This window comes from Pantanalinema rosaneae CENA516 (assembly GCF_050753385.1).
Lineage (GTDB): Bacteria > Cyanobacteriota > Cyanobacteriia > Leptolyngbyales > Leptolyngbyaceae > Pantanalinema > Pantanalinema rosaneae.
Genome location: NZ_JBLZFZ010000019.1, coordinates 30,969 through 46,110 on the forward strand (window position 1 = coordinate 30,969; position 15,142 = coordinate 46,110).

Annotated in this window: 14 protein-coding genes; 8 read left to right on the forward strand and 6 right to left on the reverse strand. The window is 51.1% G+C overall.

What is annotated here, in order from left to right; translation table 11 throughout:
• The first annotated feature begins 27 nt into the window (after nt 1-27).
• Nucleotides 28-234: a hypothetical protein gene (locus ACN4EK_RS13130; protein WP_431658354.1), complete on the forward strand. Its 207-nt coding sequence runs from the start codon at nt 28-30 to the stop codon at nt 232-234.
• A 181-nt stretch (nt 235-415) separates the two neighbouring features.
• On the opposite strand, the gene ACN4EK_RS13135 is transcribed toward ACN4EK_RS13130, so the two are convergent.
• Together ACN4EK_RS13135 and ACN4EK_RS13140 are read right to left on the reverse strand one after the other, a co-directional pair.
• Nucleotides 416-1,351 (reverse strand): IS5 family transposase, encoded by a 936-nt coding sequence (locus ACN4EK_RS13135; RefSeq protein WP_431655783.1) that lies wholly within the window; start codon nt 1,349-1,351, stop codon nt 416-418.
• Nucleotides 1,352-1,372: 21 nt separating this feature from the next.
• Nucleotides 1,373-2,308 (reverse strand): hypothetical protein, encoded by a 936-nt coding sequence (locus ACN4EK_RS13140; RefSeq protein ID WP_431658355.1) that lies wholly within the window; start codon nt 2,306-2,308, stop codon nt 1,373-1,375.
• 443 nt (nt 2,309-2,751) lie between these two features.
• Between ACN4EK_RS13140 and ACN4EK_RS13145 the strand changes: the two genes are divergently transcribed.
• The 4 genes from ACN4EK_RS13145 (at nt 2,752) to ACN4EK_RS13160 (ending at nt 6,686) form a co-directional block, all read left to right on the forward strand.
• Complete coding sequence (locus ACN4EK_RS13145; RefSeq protein WP_431658356.1) at nt 2,752-3,573, forward strand: hypothetical protein; 822 nt, start codon at nt 2,752-2,754, stop codon at nt 3,571-3,573.
• Nucleotides 3,570-4,310, forward strand: coding sequence for a hypothetical protein (locus tag ACN4EK_RS13150; protein WP_431658357.1), 741 nt, complete (start codon nt 3,570-3,572; stop codon nt 4,308-4,310). The genes ACN4EK_RS13145 and ACN4EK_RS13150 overlap by 4 nt, the downstream gene beginning before the upstream one ends.
• 11 nt (nt 4,311-4,321) lie before the next feature.
• Nucleotides 4,322-4,462 (forward strand): hypothetical protein, encoded by a 141-nt coding sequence (locus ACN4EK_RS13155; RefSeq protein WP_431658358.1) that lies wholly within the window; start codon nt 4,322-4,324, stop codon nt 4,460-4,462.
• A 1,162-nt stretch (nt 4,463-5,624) separates the two neighbouring features.
• Nucleotides 5,625-6,686 (forward strand): recombinase family protein, encoded by a 1,062-nt coding sequence (locus ACN4EK_RS13160; RefSeq protein ID WP_431658359.1) that lies wholly within the window; start codon nt 5,625-5,627, stop codon nt 6,684-6,686.
• Nucleotides 6,687-6,723: 37 nt separating this feature from the next.
• On the opposite strand, the gene ACN4EK_RS13165 is transcribed toward ACN4EK_RS13160, so the two are convergent.
• The 4 genes from ACN4EK_RS13165 to istA form a co-directional block, all read right to left on the reverse strand.
• Nucleotides 6,724-7,017 carry a hypothetical protein gene (locus tag ACN4EK_RS13165; RefSeq protein ID WP_431658360.1) on the reverse strand — a complete coding sequence of 98 codons (294 nt, stop codon included), beginning with the start codon at nt 7,015-7,017 and terminating at the stop codon, nt 6,724-6,726.
• A gap of 28 nt (nt 7,018-7,045) precedes the next feature.
• Nucleotides 7,046-7,228 carry a hypothetical protein gene (locus tag ACN4EK_RS13170; RefSeq protein ID WP_431658361.1) on the reverse strand — a complete coding sequence of 61 codons (183 nt, stop codon included), beginning with the start codon at nt 7,226-7,228 and terminating at the stop codon, nt 7,046-7,048.
• A 116-nt stretch (nt 7,229-7,344) separates the two neighbouring features.
• Nucleotides 7,345-8,097, reverse strand: a complete 753-nt coding sequence (gene istB, locus ACN4EK_RS13175) for an IS21-like element helper ATPase IstB (protein ID WP_431658362.1) — start codon at nt 8,095-8,097, stop codon at nt 7,345-7,347.
• A gap of 11 nt (nt 8,098-8,108) precedes the next feature.
• Nucleotides 8,109-9,653 carry an IS21 family transposase gene (istA, locus tag ACN4EK_RS13180; protein WP_431658363.1) on the reverse strand — a complete coding sequence of 515 codons (1,545 nt, stop codon included), beginning with the start codon at nt 9,651-9,653 and terminating at the stop codon, nt 8,109-8,111.
• Between the two features lie 538 nt (nt 9,654-10,191).
• Here istA and ACN4EK_RS13185 point away from each other — a divergent pair.
• The 3 genes from ACN4EK_RS13185 to ACN4EK_RS13195 all read left to right on the forward strand — a co-directional run bounded on the left by ACN4EK_RS13185 (nt 10,192) and on the right by ACN4EK_RS13195 (nt 15,133).
• Nucleotides 10,192-10,368 carry a ribbon-helix-helix domain-containing protein gene (locus ACN4EK_RS13185; protein WP_431658364.1) on the forward strand — a complete coding sequence of 59 codons (177 nt, stop codon included), beginning with the start codon at nt 10,192-10,194 and terminating at the stop codon, nt 10,366-10,368.
• A 721-nt stretch (nt 10,369-11,089) separates the two neighbouring features.
• Nucleotides 11,090-13,348, forward strand: a complete 2,259-nt coding sequence (locus tag ACN4EK_RS13190) for a hypothetical protein (RefSeq protein ID WP_431658365.1) — start codon at nt 11,090-11,092, stop codon at nt 13,346-13,348.
• Nucleotides 13,349-13,621: 273 nt separating this feature from the next.
• A complete protein-coding gene (locus ACN4EK_RS13195) occupies nt 13,622-15,133 on the forward strand; it encodes a thioredoxin-like domain-containing protein (protein ID WP_431658366.1) in 1,512 nt (503 codons plus the stop codon).
• Nucleotides 15,134-15,142 lie beyond the last annotated feature (9 nt).

A 15,142-nucleotide genomic window follows, 5' to 3' on the forward strand; every position in this document is an offset into this window, starting at 1 on the left:
TCTAACGCCACCCAATTGATCTGTGTGATGACAGCATTACCGTGCTCGGATTGTTCCGTGAGCAGCGATCGCGTTGTCACATTGATTGCCCACAGCCGATCGCAGCGTTACCTCATTGCCAAAGATCGTCATCCGCTTCCTTGTCTCTACGGTTGGCAGCACGGGGCTACGATCGACTGGCCCAGGGAACGGGCGGTTGAGTGGCCCGCGATACAACGGCTGGACCCCCTCTAAATCCCCAGCAGTGGGAGTGAGAGCTGCCGCGACGGCATCAGTAGGTCATCCACCCGTGGTAACTGAAGATCGTCACCAGGTTCACTCGGAATCAGCTGGTGTTGATAGTGCAGGACAATGGTGCACGGCTTTGTTGCATGATTAGAAAAACGACCAGACCTGCCTTAAGGTCGTCCTGGTATTAAGCTGCAACTTTGTAGCTATCAGGTTTAGCGATCTGGATCATCCGGTTGAGCGCAGCACATTTGATGAACAGTTCCACCGCTTGATTGTCAAATTGACGCGCGCTGAGATTGCCACCAAAAATTGTCTTAAAGCGAAACATGGTGGTTTCGGCAATGGAGCGGCGATGATAGCCAGAATCCTGCTTCCAGCGTTTGCGTCCATGTTTGCGGATGTGACGCAGATTTTCATCTCTCGCATGGGGCTTGCCTTTGCGATTACCATGCTGCCAGATTTTGGCATCTTTGCGCGGTGGAATCACGGCTTTGGCTCCTTTGGCATCAATTTCGTCATAGCAATGGCGATGGTCATAAGCACCATCGGTTGAAACCTGTTCAATTTCCCCTTCAATCTGTTCCAGGAGGTCTTCTAGCACTTCTCCATCCGCCACATTATTGGTTGTCACGACCATTGCCACAATCTCGCCCGTAGCTTCATCAACCCCTAGATGCAGTTTGCGCCAAGTCCGACGCTTGCTCACCCCATGCTGACGGGTTTTCCATTCCCCTTCACCATAGACTTTTACCCCAGTCGAATCGACCACCACATGACGAGCACCCGGTTTCGGCACAATCGGTAAGTCAATGCTCAGGTTCCCAATTCGCCGTGATAGTGTACTGTGGTCAGGCACAGGCAAGTCAATTTCCATCAACTCAAAAATTGATTCGAGAAATCCTTGACACTGTCGTCCAGCCAGGCGATAGACCGCTTTGACAGTCGCCATCGTTTGAATCGCAAGGTCACTATAGAGGACAGACGCACCTGGTTTGCCGCTCAAATCTTCGACCACCCACTGCTCCAGAACCGATTCCTCAATCCAGAAGGTGAGGCTTCCCCGTTGCTTCAGTCCAGCGTTATACTCAGACCAGTTGCGGATGCGGTATTGAGGTTTCATGGCTTGTTTTGGTTGTGGTGATTAAAACTTACCATGCCTCGCCCTCCGCAACTCCTCTTCATGCAACAACGCCATGGTGCACTGAAGATCGTCACCGGGTTCACTCGGAATCAGCTGGTGTTGATAGTGCAGGACAACGGTGCGCAGTTGTCTCAAAAAGCAGCATAGGGCTTGCTCACAGGGCGTGTCCGCATATAGGGTCACGAGCGGTGCACACACTTGATACAGCGAGGTATAGATCTGGTGCAGCTCCGTCACAATCATGTCTTCAGGCCAGCATAGTGGACCCATGATCAGTGTGACTAACTCTCCGGGGTCGCGTTGGCCGCCGTCGTCGGCAGATCCATACAACTCCCGCTCGATGCAGGCGATCGCGAACTGGGTGCCGAGGGCATAGGCGGGGTCTGGCGGCAGAGGTGTAGAGGTAGCGCTGTGGGGACAAGATGGCGTGGGCGTCAGGTGGTTGACCAGCTCAGCCAGGAAGCGGGTGGGGGCAAGACAGGCGAAGGTTTTGGCAGCGGCTTGGCGCACATAGAAGTCGTCATGGTCGAGCAGGGAGGCCAGGAGCTGCGTCAGGCGAGAGGGGACCTCCCTGGGGGACGGGATCTCCAAAAAATGGATGGCGGCGGCGATATTCAGCACCATATGGTCTTCTCGGGGCTGCTGAATGGGGAGGTCCGCCTCTAGGGTGAGTAAGGCCGTCATGAGCGTGGGAGTGCGCAGCATAGCGAACGCGAATTCCGGGCGACCATAGACGAGGAGAAACAGGAGTTTGGCGGCCTGGTATTTGACGCGGGGATAGGCACTATGCAGACCGCGCTGGACGACTCGGACGACCCAATAGTGATGCATATCGGTGAAGTGATGCTGGCAAAGATAGCCAGGTCGCACCCGAGATAATGAAGCGAGTGAGAAGACCGTCATGTTGAGACTAGTATCGGTGAAAAACGCGGGCATAGGGACGCGTAGAGCGCGCCGCCAACGAAACCGAATTAAGATATAGCGTTGAGTCCGCATAGGTTATTGGGTAAGAGGTGAAGGATGGGTTGAAGGTTGAATATATCAGCCTCCAGGATTGTGAATATTTTATAGGATAGCAAAGATCTTCTGAATGAGAAAAATTATTTACTTAAATATGTCAAAAGTGAATTGCTAATTGGTTTTTAACTACTTTTTCTGTGTTAAGCACTAAGTGATGTTTTGTTAGTTTTTAGAGCTCTTTTATCGGGTGTTTCTCCGGTTGCAGCTATGCGGTTGTTTAGGATGCGGGATTGCGCTGTTGGTTGAGCCAGTGTGTAGCAGAGATGTGGTCTGGTTCATGGCCCCACGGGTGGGGAATGACTCAGCGATGCGCTAAGCCAAGGCAGCTGTTGGTACCCTCGATCGCTGACACCAAATCAATGATGTATGAGGCTGGAGGGTCACGATCGTTCTGGTGTCATCCCTCGGTTGTCACGGTGACAGGGATTGCTTGCCGGATCGAGCGCCTCGCCCGTAGGGTGAGAACAGTCCTGTTTCGCAGTCTGATCATGTCGATCGAGATCACCCTGGAGCGTCAATCCATTCCGTTGTCACCGCAGGAAGCTGCCCTAGCGAAGGCAGCAACCAGTCGTCAGGCATTACGGCACCAATTTGAGCGGACCGTGGCGCTGAAACCCGCTTTGTTTCAACCGGCGGGTTCCCTGACCGTGGATGAGGCGACCCTGCGCTGGTGTATTCATCGCTATTCCGAGCAACTGGTGCATGATGCGGTTGAACAAGTGAACTTCTTCCTGTCCCTCAATCGTCCGATCTATCCCGAACCCGGATTTGCACCCCTGTACTATTTCGCCCATCCATCGGGTGGGCAAGGGTTATCAGTGAATAAGAGTGCAGTTGCCGCGATCGGGGAAGGAGTCGGTGCCCTGCTTTTGCAGCGGTTGATGCAAGCGCGGATTATCAGCCGCCCCTATCATGATTTTCCTGACTTGATTGGCACCGATGCGGTATCTGGGAGCCAGATCGTCAGCAGCAAGATTTATCTGCTGGAGGTAAAGTCCGCCTGTATGAGATCGGTGTCAGAGATGCGGCAGACCTTGCGCTCTGAGGTGTTTCGCTTAGCGGCGTATACAGCGGCGGCGCAAGATCTCGATCCCGCAAGAGCGATGGTGGGCCTGCTGGTGGGTGTCGTCATTCACAACATGCATCATTTCCATGTACTGCTGACGGAGGTGACCTTATGAACCAACGACTCCCGATCTATTCGCAACGTACTTTTCTGCGCGAGGCGATGGTTGCGTTAGCCCGAGCCGACACAGAAACCGCAGGCAGCTGTCAATTGCTGGAAGATTGCCTGCTGGCATTGGCAGTGGAAGAGATGTGTGCGATTGTGCAGGTGCAGGGCAGCGTCGGGTATCGTCTTCAGAGTAGCGTCTTGGATCAAGCCTTGGCGGCGATCGAGCGTAGTGTGGTTCAAGCAAGTTCTGAGTCTTGGTGCCCCGATTGGTGGCAAGTGCGCGAACTGTTGAAACAACCGGCGAGTCAATTGGAAGAATTGCAGGCTCGGCTGATCCACCCGATCGAGCGGCAGGCGCGACCAGAACGGGAGCGGGTGGAGGGGGAGCAGGCTGTACCGTTTGATCTGCTGCACTTGCCCAAACTGGGGTTGCTGGTTGCTGTACCAGCCCAGGAGCGGTATTACCTGGATTTAGCGCGAGTGCAGGCTCAGGAGAATTGGGTGGTTTCCGGAGAGTATTACCCGTTTGAAATCCAGGCGGCAGGGTGGACGTTTGTGGTTTCGGCGGCGGGGGAAGCGATCGTGTGGGTGCAAAACTTTCCCGACTCGTTGATCCAGCAAGCGCGGGAGATGTTGAAAGAGGTAGCTCAAACGCTGTATAGCCAAGGGCGACCTCACTTCAGAGCCCGAGGCGAGGCACCAGATGACCCGGAGCGATCCGAACGATCTGGGGAAGAGGAGTAAGCCATCGCGGTATGGAGAGAGCTGAACGAGGTGCCCTGTTGCAGTTTGCCAAACGGCTGCACGTGTACGGAGCGATTGAGCAGTTAGCAAAACGGCTGTACACCACGGGGGAATCGAAGCGGGCGGTGTGGATAGCCGAGGTAGAAGGTTGAGCGGGTTTGAGGTGATATGCCTTAAAAGCTCTTCCAGTGAAGTGGAGCAGAAGTTTATATAAGACTCATAATTCTATAGTTGTAGAGAGAGACGTTAAGTTTTGTGAAAACTGTTTTTCTAGAAAAACTGAGCTGAATTAACGATTTGCTACTACAAATCAGTATTCGATTTCAGTTAATTCCTATATGATAACATTGTTTTTATAAACGAATGATGATATTTTCAAAAGAGTTTGTTCAACATTTGTTTTAATTTCAAAAAATAAAAATCTTGAAACTGGCTTTAGGAAGCATTTTCAGAAAGTGTTGCAGAAAAATATAACGACTCAATAGGTGTTAGGAATAAAATTTCTATAATGGGATAAAACACTCAGTAGCTACTGAGATTCTAAAATAAAAATTTTGGAAAAGCTTCTTATATTACTGGAGTTTCTATTATTTTATCTGTTATTTGCTTTCCGATTAGGGTTGTCTAATCTAATGGGTTGGAGTAACTTGTGTTTTAAGGTGATTGTGAACTTCAGTTGCCTTAATCAACAACTAATATATCGATTGAAGAGTGAGACGCAGAATCATGGCTCAATAAGTTTATCTTCCCATTGAATAAATCGTTGAATCTAATTGATTTGCAAACGACAACGGTATTTTCCGAAATTTTCGCTGGCAATGTGTTGATAAACTAGTTTGTCGCAGCGTTGATTTTGAGTTTTACTACTGTAAAAACTATCTACCGCTTGTTAAGGAAGCTATGGCTCCCTCAAGATGAGCTTCTCTAATTGCTCAATTAAATATGGGTCAGATTCCCTGCCGCAGAGCGGCGAAATATCTAAACTGCAACCCAAATTTAGACTTGGAACCAAATCTACTGCCATAAAGTTGATTGGCCGTATTTACGAAATCTAAGTCAGCTTTCATAACTTTCCATAGTAAAGAAACTCGCAATCTGCTTAGCAGATTGCGGACTCTTTAAGCTGTGGTTTAGTTCGGGAAATTCTATTACTTACCCAAAATGCTTACAACGTTAACGTATTATGGACATTCGTTCTGAAATCGCTACATTAGATACGATTGCGATGAATACTATCGCAATCATGGTGCTGAGCGGTGCTGGACGACATCTGGAAATGTCATTGACGAAGCTGTTGGAAAGTATGTTCTTCAAATGCTGAATGTAGAGCAGCTAGATCTGTCTCTGGCTGTCCTCGATGAAATTAAACAAGGGAGACAGAAACAGGAGGAGCAGTGGAAGCTTAGTTTGAAGCAAGCTGAGGATGCTGTTAAAAAAGCCCAGCGTCGGTATGAATTGGTTGACCCTGAAAATCGAAAAGTAGCTGCTCACTTGGAACGAGAACTGAATGATAAATTGATGGCATTGGATAAATTACACCAAGAGTTTGAGCGAAACCGAAAGGACTCTAACTTAGAACTGTCAGATGCGCAACAGCAGCAAATCCTGGATTTAGCACAGGACTATCCTACTGTTTGGAATGCTCCAACAACAACTCCACAACAGCGCAAGGGAATCTTGAGATTACTCGTTCAGCAAGTTTCTCTATCACCTGTCTCTGATGATAAGTATGGCAGGCAAGTCAAAATTCTCTGGCATACTGGTGCTGTTAGTGAGCTGTATATTAACATCAGAATTGGTCGCCTTCCTGAAACGGCTCTCCAGTTAATTGAAGAGCTGGTAGCCAGTGGTAAAAGCCATTCTGAAATCGCTCAGGAGCTAAACGAGCGAGGACTTAGAGGTGGTAAAGAGCAGGAATTTACACGAAATTCAGTGGGGCAAATTTGCTCCAAGCATAAAATTACGAGACGAGAGAGTTCTTATTCGGGTAGCCTTCCGGAGGCTACTCTTCAGTTGATTAAGGAGTTAGTGACTGGTGGTATGACTCATTGTGAAGTTGCCCAGGAGTTAAACAGGAGGGAATTTAGAGGCGTTAACGAGCAAGAGTTTACACAAGAATCAGTAGATTCAATTTGCTATATAAAGAAAATCTCCAAGCGAAAAAAATCTAGTTTAAAAGGTCTCCCTGAAACTACTCTTCGTTTAATTGAAGAGTTGGTAGCTGATGGTCTGAGCAATGCTGAAATTGCCCAAGAACTGAACGATCGAGGATTTAGAACTGTTAAGGGGCACAAGTTTACAAGAAATTCCGTGTGGATAATTACACACGAAATGAAGAAGAGGCTACAAGAGCCTGAGGTGGACAGTAACCATTAACGAGGCAAATTGTTTTATCACAGTGCACATGCGAGTTCTACTTACAGGAGTTGCACCAAAGTTGAATGAGTTCGGGAGTGATGCGATCTGCATTGCTCCAAAGAAAGTGGATTTCACCCAGACGGCGGCAGTAGATTGCACCTGGTTCGCGATATGAACTGCCTTGAATGAACCAATGTTCGATCGTGCTTCTAGAGATTTTCAGGAGGCGGCTTAATGAAGGATAATCAACTTCCCAATGCTGTAAAAACTGTGCTGGATGCATTGGAGGAGGACAGTTTTGATACAGTTCGACCAAGTGCCAATGTTTTTCTGAAACCTGATTCGCCATAAATTCAACCCCAAAAATCGATTTGAAATCAGTTATCAGGAGGAATAAATTCCAAATCCTGCTCAAAAGCCCAATCTATAAAGACAGAGGACTGAGAATCATGGCTGTAATCGAGCATCACGGCGTAATGAAAACCAGTAGCTACAACAGAGCTTTCTGATGCCCAGAAAATTCCAATAACTTTTCCGGAGTCTTGATGCTGTATTTCCACGAGTTCGGCACTGGATTCACGGCCAACTTCGGCAGGTCTAAACCTATTAATTCAGATCGGCAATGAGATCGCATCAGCAATGCGTCTAAAAACACAAAATGAAATAAATTGACTGATTAAGTGGACTGGGAGTGGGCGTGCATTTTGCTCGTGAGCTTTCGCATGGATTCGCCTTTGAGCATTAACCGCAACGAGTCGTGGACAATCCGGTCGAGAATGGCATCGGCCAAGGTTGGGTCAGCAATTTGACCATGCCAGTCTTCCACCGGGAGTTGCGTGGCAAATAAGCAGGAAGCTTTGCGGTAGCGTAAATCGAGCAAGTCCAACAGGTCGCGAGCCTCTGGCGCGGGCAGTGGATCTCGCAGCCAGTCATCAAGCACCAGCAGATTGAACGTCGCGAATTGACGCTGCAACTTGGGCAAAGACCCATCGGCTCGAGCGAGTTTGAGTTCCATGGTCAAATCGGCGCTGCGGATGTAGCGCACCGTCTGTCCGAGGGTGCAACAATGATTGGCCAATACCGAAGAGAGAAAGGTTTTGCCCACGCCAGTGGGTCCGACCAGCATCAAGTTGAGATGCTCTTGCACCCATTGCCCGCCGGCAAGTTCCAGGAACTTGGATTTAACCAGTCCCCGAGAGACCGAAAAATCAATATCAGCCACCGAAGCGGTCGTCGAGAGTTGGGCTTGCTTGAGCCGACGTTGGAGACGCTGTTGGCCCCGCCGGTGATGTTCGCGCTCAACTAGTAACGAGAAGCGTTCGTCAAATCCCAGATCGTGGTAGGTCGAGCTGGTGTGTTGTTCACTCCAGGCGTCGAGCATCCCACCCAGACGCAAGGCTTTGAGTTGTTCAACCGTTGATGGATTCATAGGTAATCGCCTTATTGATAGTACTGGGCACCCCGGAGGTTGGCATGTTCGACTGGGGCCGCCGATGGAGTTTGAACACAGACAGGCGCTTGCTCTAAGCGATTCTCTAGGAGCGAGCGGAGTCGTTTCAAGCCGACCATGCCCAAGACATTGGCCGTATGACAGGCGGCTTCCAAGCGGTCTTGACCATACTGTCCGGCTAAGCGCTGCACTCCTTTGAGGGTACGAAAGGCTTGCTCTTCATGCTCCTTGCTCTCAAAAATGGCTTGCACCTGGGCTCTGGTTTGTGTCCCGATGCGTTCTGCCCAGGCCAGAAAGCCTTCTTTCGATTGGGCTTTATAGGCCCAGTGCGCTGGTGGCATGTGAGCCGGCAAGGTAGTATGGCGGTAGCGGACGCGTGAGCGTTGATGGCAAGCAATGCGTTGATGGTCGTGAAAAATCTCCACCAAGTGCTCGCTCACTTTCACTTCGACTGAACCATGGACGAAGCGGTAAGGCACCGAGTAGTAGTGCCCTTCGACTTCGATGTGATAGTCCAGATTCACTTTGGCTCGTTTCCATTGCCCGAGGACAAACGCTTGCATGGGCAGCGGCTGTAAGACCGGTTGGTCCACCTGCTCAAACAAGGCGTGACGCGATAGGCCATAGCCGTGCATCATCCGCCCGTTGAGGGCACTCAGCCGCGTCGCAATCGCCTGGTTCAACTGGACAAAACTGGTAAAGCGTTCGTTCCGTAAGGGCGCCAGGATTTGCCGCTCCACTTCTTGCACCGCCTTTTCCACCTTTGCTTTGTCCTTCGGCTTTTTGGGGCGCGCGGGAATGACCGCTACCCCATAATGTTCAGCCAGTTCTTGATAGGTGCGGTTGATGCCAGGTTCATACCGACACGGATGAGTCACCCCAGACTTGAGATTATCCGGCACCACAATCTGAGGGACGCCTCCGAAGAACGCAAAAGCCCGCTCATGGGACCCAATCCAATGGGGCAACTCCTGGGTCGGCGTAGCTTCGGCATAAGTGTAGTTACTCGCACCCAGACACGCCACAAAGATTTGCGCCGGCACGACTTCACCCGTGTCCGGATCACTCACTGCTACCGTCAACCCGCAGTAGTCCACAAATAGCTTTTCCCCCCCTTTGTAGACCTGCCGCATCGACAACTTCTGCTGGGCTCGCCAACGGTTGTAGCGCCGACAGAAGCCACCGTAGCTCAGCTGCCACTCCCCCTTGTCCAATCCTTCCTGCCATAACAGTGCCAGAGTGACACCCTTGCGTTGCAACTCCACCGCAACTTGACCGAAGTCAATCGTTTCAGTTTGGTGGGACACCGGTCGTTTGCCTTTGCCCAACACCTCTAACGCTTGCCGGTCGCTCATTTGGCTTAATTGCTCATAGCTTAACCCCTTCGCCACAGCTCGCCGAATGTAATCCTGTACCGTGGAACGGGCAACTCCACAACTCTGAGCGATGGCGCTTTGGTTGTGTCCTAGCTCGTGCAAACGCACCATTTCTCGAAATTTGGCCATCGGCAGTAATCCTCCTTGTTGTCGTTTCATCGGTGCTCCTACTTCTGCTCATTAATGTGTGTGCAGTGTAGGCGCAGGTGCCGAAGTTGGATGTGAATGACCTGCCGAGGTCTCCGGAGAATTAAGTGCCGAAGCATCCGGAGAATCCGGTGCCGAAGTAGTTGTCACTTCAGTGCCGAAGTCTCCGGAGAATTAGGTGCCGAAGTTCATGCAATTTTGCAGTCTTGAGAAGGAACATTAGCCCAGAACACATCCTGCCCGATTTGAAATTTTGGAATTGGTAGGGGAGATGGCAGGGGCACAGAATTCGATAGAGCGATCGGTGGGATAAAAATGTGGTTTGACATGAGACTTCTAAGCAGAACTAAGGAGAATCAACGTATGACGGAGCTAATAGATCGGTGGGATCGTCGATACAGCTCATCAACGCTTACCCTTTGTAGAGAAATCTAACATATTTGTAGCTCTTTGTAGCTGATCTGAATCTATATAGTGCCTAAAAAGCTAGAATTGAGGCTTTATGGAGACTGAGATGTATCATCTAAGCAACATTGACACACAAGAATCCGTGAGTAAGCGCATTCATGTCACCCTACCGGATGGGATCTATCTAAAACTGGAAACTTGGGCAGAGTCAGAGGCTAGACCCGTGGCAAATCTAGCGGCATATCTGCTGCAAAAAGTCATAGAGGGGGCTGAAGACCAAGGAAAAATTCCACTGCCCAAAAATGACAAATCAAAATGAGGGCAGTCGCTATGACAGTACCGCTTGTACAACCGTCCAAATCTAGACTGGGTAAGGGTATTTATAGCCTTACCCGGAAACAACTAGAGAGAATTGGCTATTCTCGGAAAGCCTTGCTAAATATAAGTTTTGTCTACCTATATGAAGCGCTCAAAGCCGTGTCGATTTATCCGAAGCATCAAGCCTCTGAAGTTAAGCTCTCCTATTTACTGAAGGCTTACTTGGGTGGCTCCACTATGCTGCCTGGTCACTACAACAGTTGGTCGATACTACGCCCGAGCTTTGTTGAAGGGGAGACCGATAATCCCGTAGCGGTTCGAAGATTTTTGCAAAAATTGCTGCATTTTTGGGGATCTGCGCTTAGATCTAGACACACTGATCCGAATTTTGATCAGCCAACAAGTTTGCCCCTTTGTAAGGTACAGGAGGTGACTAAATAACTTAAATACCCTTTAAAAGTCAGAACCCCGTCTGCTGGAACAGAGGGGGCGGAAGACTTAATTCACAATTTGGATAGGATGCGGGGACGCTAACCAGCAACGAGAAAAGCAGTGTTAGGTCGCCCGGCGTTGCTATGACAATTTTAGTGGGAATTTGTCAAATGATGCAATATCTTTGACCAATTGCCCTAAATTTTGCATGGCTTCCTATTCGTCATCGCTACTGACATAGGGAGTTTTATTGTGCATGTGAGCAGTTATATCGGGTGGGAGGACAAGGCATGAAGTCCGCTCCCGCCCCGCAGTTTCAATCAATCCAAGAATGGGGTGACGCCTTTCTCGCCCTCTGGCCACATCGCTATGACTACTTATGGGCCGAGCATCCGAATCCTGATGAGCGCCCAGAGTGGAAGACCGAAAGCCGCTATCCGCTCAGCGATCGCCTGATTCAACAAGGCAGTTACTTGTATGGAGTGCGGTTTGGTGCAACCACCCGTTACCTGCTGCTGGACATCGATAAGGGTAGCGTGTACCATCCGAGTCATGATCGCTGGGCATGGCGACGAATGGTTGCGACCTTGGAGGTGTTGGGCTTAGTGCAATCTGTGCTGTGTACCTCCAGCTATAGCGGTGGGATGCACCTATATCTGCCCTTTGACACCGAGCAGAAGACCTGGAAGATCGCCTTGGCGGTCACGACGCTGCTGGAAAATGCCGGGTTCAAATTAGTGCCGGGGCAGTTGGAAGTGTTTCCCCACGGCAAGCCGTATTCCCCGAGTGGTGAACCCAGCCTGTATCACGGGCATCGCCTGCCGATGCAAGCCGGGTCGTACCTGATCAACAGTGACCTGCAACTGATTTGGGGCGATCAGCAGACCTTTGTACAGCAGTGGCAGTTGGCGCAGCGGCGGAACGCGGTGGATGAAGCCGCCCTGGATCACATACTCTGCACCGCCCGCCGCCGTCAGTTTCGCTTAACCGGCAAAGCGAATAAATTCTTGAATGACCTGAATGCCGAGATTGAGCCGGGGTGGACGGGCTATGGGCAAACGAATCGCTTGTTAGGTCGAATCGCCATGCGCTCATATATTTTTGGGCATGTCCTGTATGCGGAAGCGCCGTTAACGGGCACTGCCTTGGTGGAAGATATTGCGCGGATTGCCCGATCGCTGCCTGGGTATGCGGACTGGTCACGACACCAACATGAAATCGACCAACGTGCCCAAGAGTGGGGAGCCGCCGTCGAAGCCAGTCACTACTATGCCTTTGGTAGTAAACAGAGTGCCAAGCCAACCACTCAGCTCGCCCCGAATACTCCTGCTATGCCAACTTGGAATCAACAGCAAGCGCAGAGTGCGCGTGATCGGATCAGCCAAGCGGTGGCTGACCTGCTGTCCCAAAACGCATTACCCAGCCAAGTGACCGCCCGTAAAGCAGCGATTAAAGCCTATGGCATAGGTAGCCAAACGCTAGATAAGTACCAGGAGTTATGGCATCCCCAACATCTCCAACCCAGTCTGGGAGCGGAAGACCACCCTGTGGAAATCGAACCAGCGGATATTGCCTGCCTTAAACCCAGTCTGGAAGGGCAAAGCCAGCCGATTGACCCTAATAAGTTTGTGCTCCCTGCCGCTGCCCTTGAAGGGCAAGCGGTTGGGCAATTAGATGCTGGGGGGTCTGGGGGGTTTTCCACAGGGGTTCCAGTTAGGTTCAACGACCCGCGTTCGCTCAGAGCGGCGCAGCACCTTGCTAAGATGCAGTCATGGCTAGACAGTGGCGATCCGATTTTGGTGGGGGAAGCTCAGCAATATTTTCAGGAAGTTGCCCAGCCGGAACCCATCAGTGCCGGGGCAGTGGGTGATGTTGATCAGAACTTGTCGTTAGATGAGTTAGAGGATAGAGCAGCTATGCCAGGTGGGTTTGGAGCACCAAGAGTAACGAAGCGGCAGAAGATCAACACTGGGTGGCAGGAGATCCAGCAGTTAACGGCTCGGTTGCCACAGCCGGTTGAGAAACCCGATCAAAATGCAGCGAGGCAGGCAGAGATCGAAGCACTGTTAGCTCAGGAGCACCAAGACCACCCCGAGGAAGCGGCGTTAGCCTGGTCGATCGGGGTGTACAATCCGCTCAACCAGGTAGACTTGTTGGCTGTGGAAGCTCGCTCCCTGGAGCCAGACGAAGAAGATTGGTTGGCGATCGCCCGGATGGTGGGTTGGTTGTGGGTGGACGATGAACTGGATGCGATTTACTTCACAGCGCCCCCGCCAGCGTTTGCCTTGGAGCAAGCCGATTGGTATGTGCGGCCTGACTTAACAGATTTCCTGGAGTCGCCGATGTTGTTGCGGGAGGTGGTGCAACACTATCCCATCCCTGTGGAAGTGCTGCAAGAGGTGAGTGAGGAGTGCATGCAGCAGCTTGGCTGGACAGGGTTACAGCGGGAGCAGTTTATCCAGCAAGTGTTTGGCACACCGGAAGCGGAGTTGACCAAAAGTGATTGGGAGGTGCTGTTATTTGAACTTCAGATGCAGATGGAACGGTAGACTGAGCGGGGTAAGTGTTCCGCGATCGATCGAGGTTAAGCGAAGGACACCGTACACGCATTTCGTCGTGTTCGACCGCGCCCCATCTGCCAGATGGCGGATGGCTACTAACTGCTTCAGGGGTGACCTGACCAGCAGTCCCTGATCGACCCCAGGAGATTTGAAAGGATATTGATGGCAGCAAGTTTGAGATAGGGGTAGAGAACGCTGGGGTGTTGCTCAGAACTGACAGGATAATGGGTTTAAGCTTCGTTGTGTGGAATGCTTAACCTCATGGTTCGCCTGCGCTCACCCCAATTCCCTCCCACCTTGCCCTGGCTGAATTGCGAGCATCCCCTGTCCCTGCAAGCTCTACGTGGGCAGATTGTGCTGCTTGACTTCTGGACTTACGGGTGTATCAATTGCCTGCATGTCATCCCTGACTTGCATTACCTGGAGCAGAAATATTCGCGTCAGCTCACTATTATCGGGGTGCATACGGCCAAGTTTGACCAGGAACAGCATCTAGATAGCATCCACCAGGCAATTTTGCGCTACGGCATCACCCATCCTGTTGTGGTTGATCGCGATCACACCCTCTGGGATCAGTACTCGATCCGTGCCTATCCCACCTTTGTGCTGATTGATCCGCAGGGGTATATCGTGACAACTCTGGCAGGCGAAGGTAGACGGCAAATCCTGGATGACTTGATTGCGCGATTGATTGAGGAACACACCGGCAAAGCCACCCTGAGTGAGAAACGCTTACAGGATATGATTCCTGTCGATCCCCTGGCAGTAACGCCTTTAGCCTTTCCAGGGAAGGTGCTTGCCCATGAACGGAGTGCTGCCTTATTTATTGCAGATACGGGACACCACCGGATTGTCATCACTCAGTTAGATGGCACCTTCCAAGCGACGATCGGGACGGGGGTGGCAGGCTGGCAGGATGGAGACTGGGAAATTGCTCAGTTTTCGGCTCCCCAAGGCATGGCATTGGATGCGTCCAATTCAGTCCTTTACGTTGCGGATGCTGGCAATCATCGACTGCGCGCCATTGATTTACGGCAAAAAACCGTCTGCACGATCGCCGGGACCGGACGGCAAAACCCGGTGCTGTTCCCCCAGGGTGGCAACGCCCTGACGCTGGAATTAAACTCTCCCTGGGATTTAGTATGCCTTGATCATGCCCTCTACATCGCCATGGCAGGCTCCCATCAAATTTGGGTGATGGATCTGGTGCATCACACTATCCAGACTTACCTCGGCACAGGCGCAGAATATTGTGTGGATGGTTCGCTTGAAGTCGCAGCCTTTGCCCAGCCGCATGGCATCACAACGGATGGCACTCGACTCTTTGTTGCCGATAGTGAAACCAGTTCAATTCGGGCCATCACTCTTGGTTCCCTGTCCGTCGTGCAGACTCTCTGTGGGCTTGGTGAATTATTCCATTTTGGTGATCGTGATGGGATGGGTTCGCAGGCTCAATTCCAGCATTGTTCTGGGTTAGTCCACGCCAGAGGGTTTCTGTGGGTGGCTGACACATACAATCACACCATCAAGCGAGTGCATCCTGTAACGGGAGACTGCCGCCGGGTCGCGGGTCGGGGCACCCCTGGATTGGCGGATGGTATTGGAGTCGATGCCTGGCTCTCAGAACCCTCGGGAGTGGCTTACGCGGGCGATCACCTGTACATTGCTGATACCAACAATCATGTGATTCGCAGCTTGAACGTGGAGTCCCTCGCCGTCACAACCTTGTCGCTTCTAAGCCTCTGTGCGCCGAATGTTTGTATTCCCACCTAAACCGCATGG

Bases quoted from the DNA above. Each gene is read 5' to 3' on its own strand.
- ACN4EK_RS13130 (WP_431658354.1), top strand. From the start codon at position 28: ATGACAGCATTACCGTGCTCGGATTGTTCCGTGAGCAGCGATCGCGTT.
- ACN4EK_RS13135 (WP_431655783.1), bottom strand. From the start codon at position 1,351: ATGAAACCTCAATACCGCATCCGCAACTGGTCTGAGTATAACGCTGGA.
- ACN4EK_RS13140 (WP_431658355.1), bottom strand. From the start codon at position 2,308: ATGCCCGCGTTTTTCACCGATACTAGTCTCAACATGACGGTCTTCTCA.
- ACN4EK_RS13145 (WP_431658356.1), top strand. From the start codon at position 2,752: ATGATGTATGAGGCTGGAGGGTCACGATCGTTCTGGTGTCATCCCTCG.
- ACN4EK_RS13150 (WP_431658357.1), top strand. From the start codon at position 3,570: ATGAACCAACGACTCCCGATCTATTCGCAACGTACTTTTCTGCGCGAG.
- ACN4EK_RS13155 (WP_431658358.1), top strand. From the start codon at position 4,322: ATGGAGAGAGCTGAACGAGGTGCCCTGTTGCAGTTTGCCAAACGGCTG.
- ACN4EK_RS13160 (WP_431658359.1), top strand. From the start codon at position 5,625: ATGCTGAATGTAGAGCAGCTAGATCTGTCTCTGGCTGTCCTCGATGAA.
- ACN4EK_RS13165 (WP_431658360.1), bottom strand. From the start codon at position 7,017: ATGGCGAATCAGGTTTCAGAAAAACATTGGCACTTGGTCGAACTGTAT.
- istB (WP_431658362.1), bottom strand. From the start codon at position 8,097: ATGAATCCATCAACGGTTGAACAACTCAAAGCCTTGCGTCTGGGTGGG.
- istA (WP_431658363.1), bottom strand. From the start codon at position 9,653: ATGAAACGACAACAAGGAGGATTACTGCCGATGGCCAAATTTCGAGAA.
- ACN4EK_RS13190 (WP_431658365.1), top strand. From the start codon at position 11,090: ATGAAGTCCGCTCCCGCCCCGCAGTTTCAATCAATCCAAGAATGGGGT.
- ACN4EK_RS13195 (WP_431658366.1), top strand. From the start codon at position 13,622: ATGGTTCGCCTGCGCTCACCCCAATTCCCTCCCACCTTGCCCTGGCTG.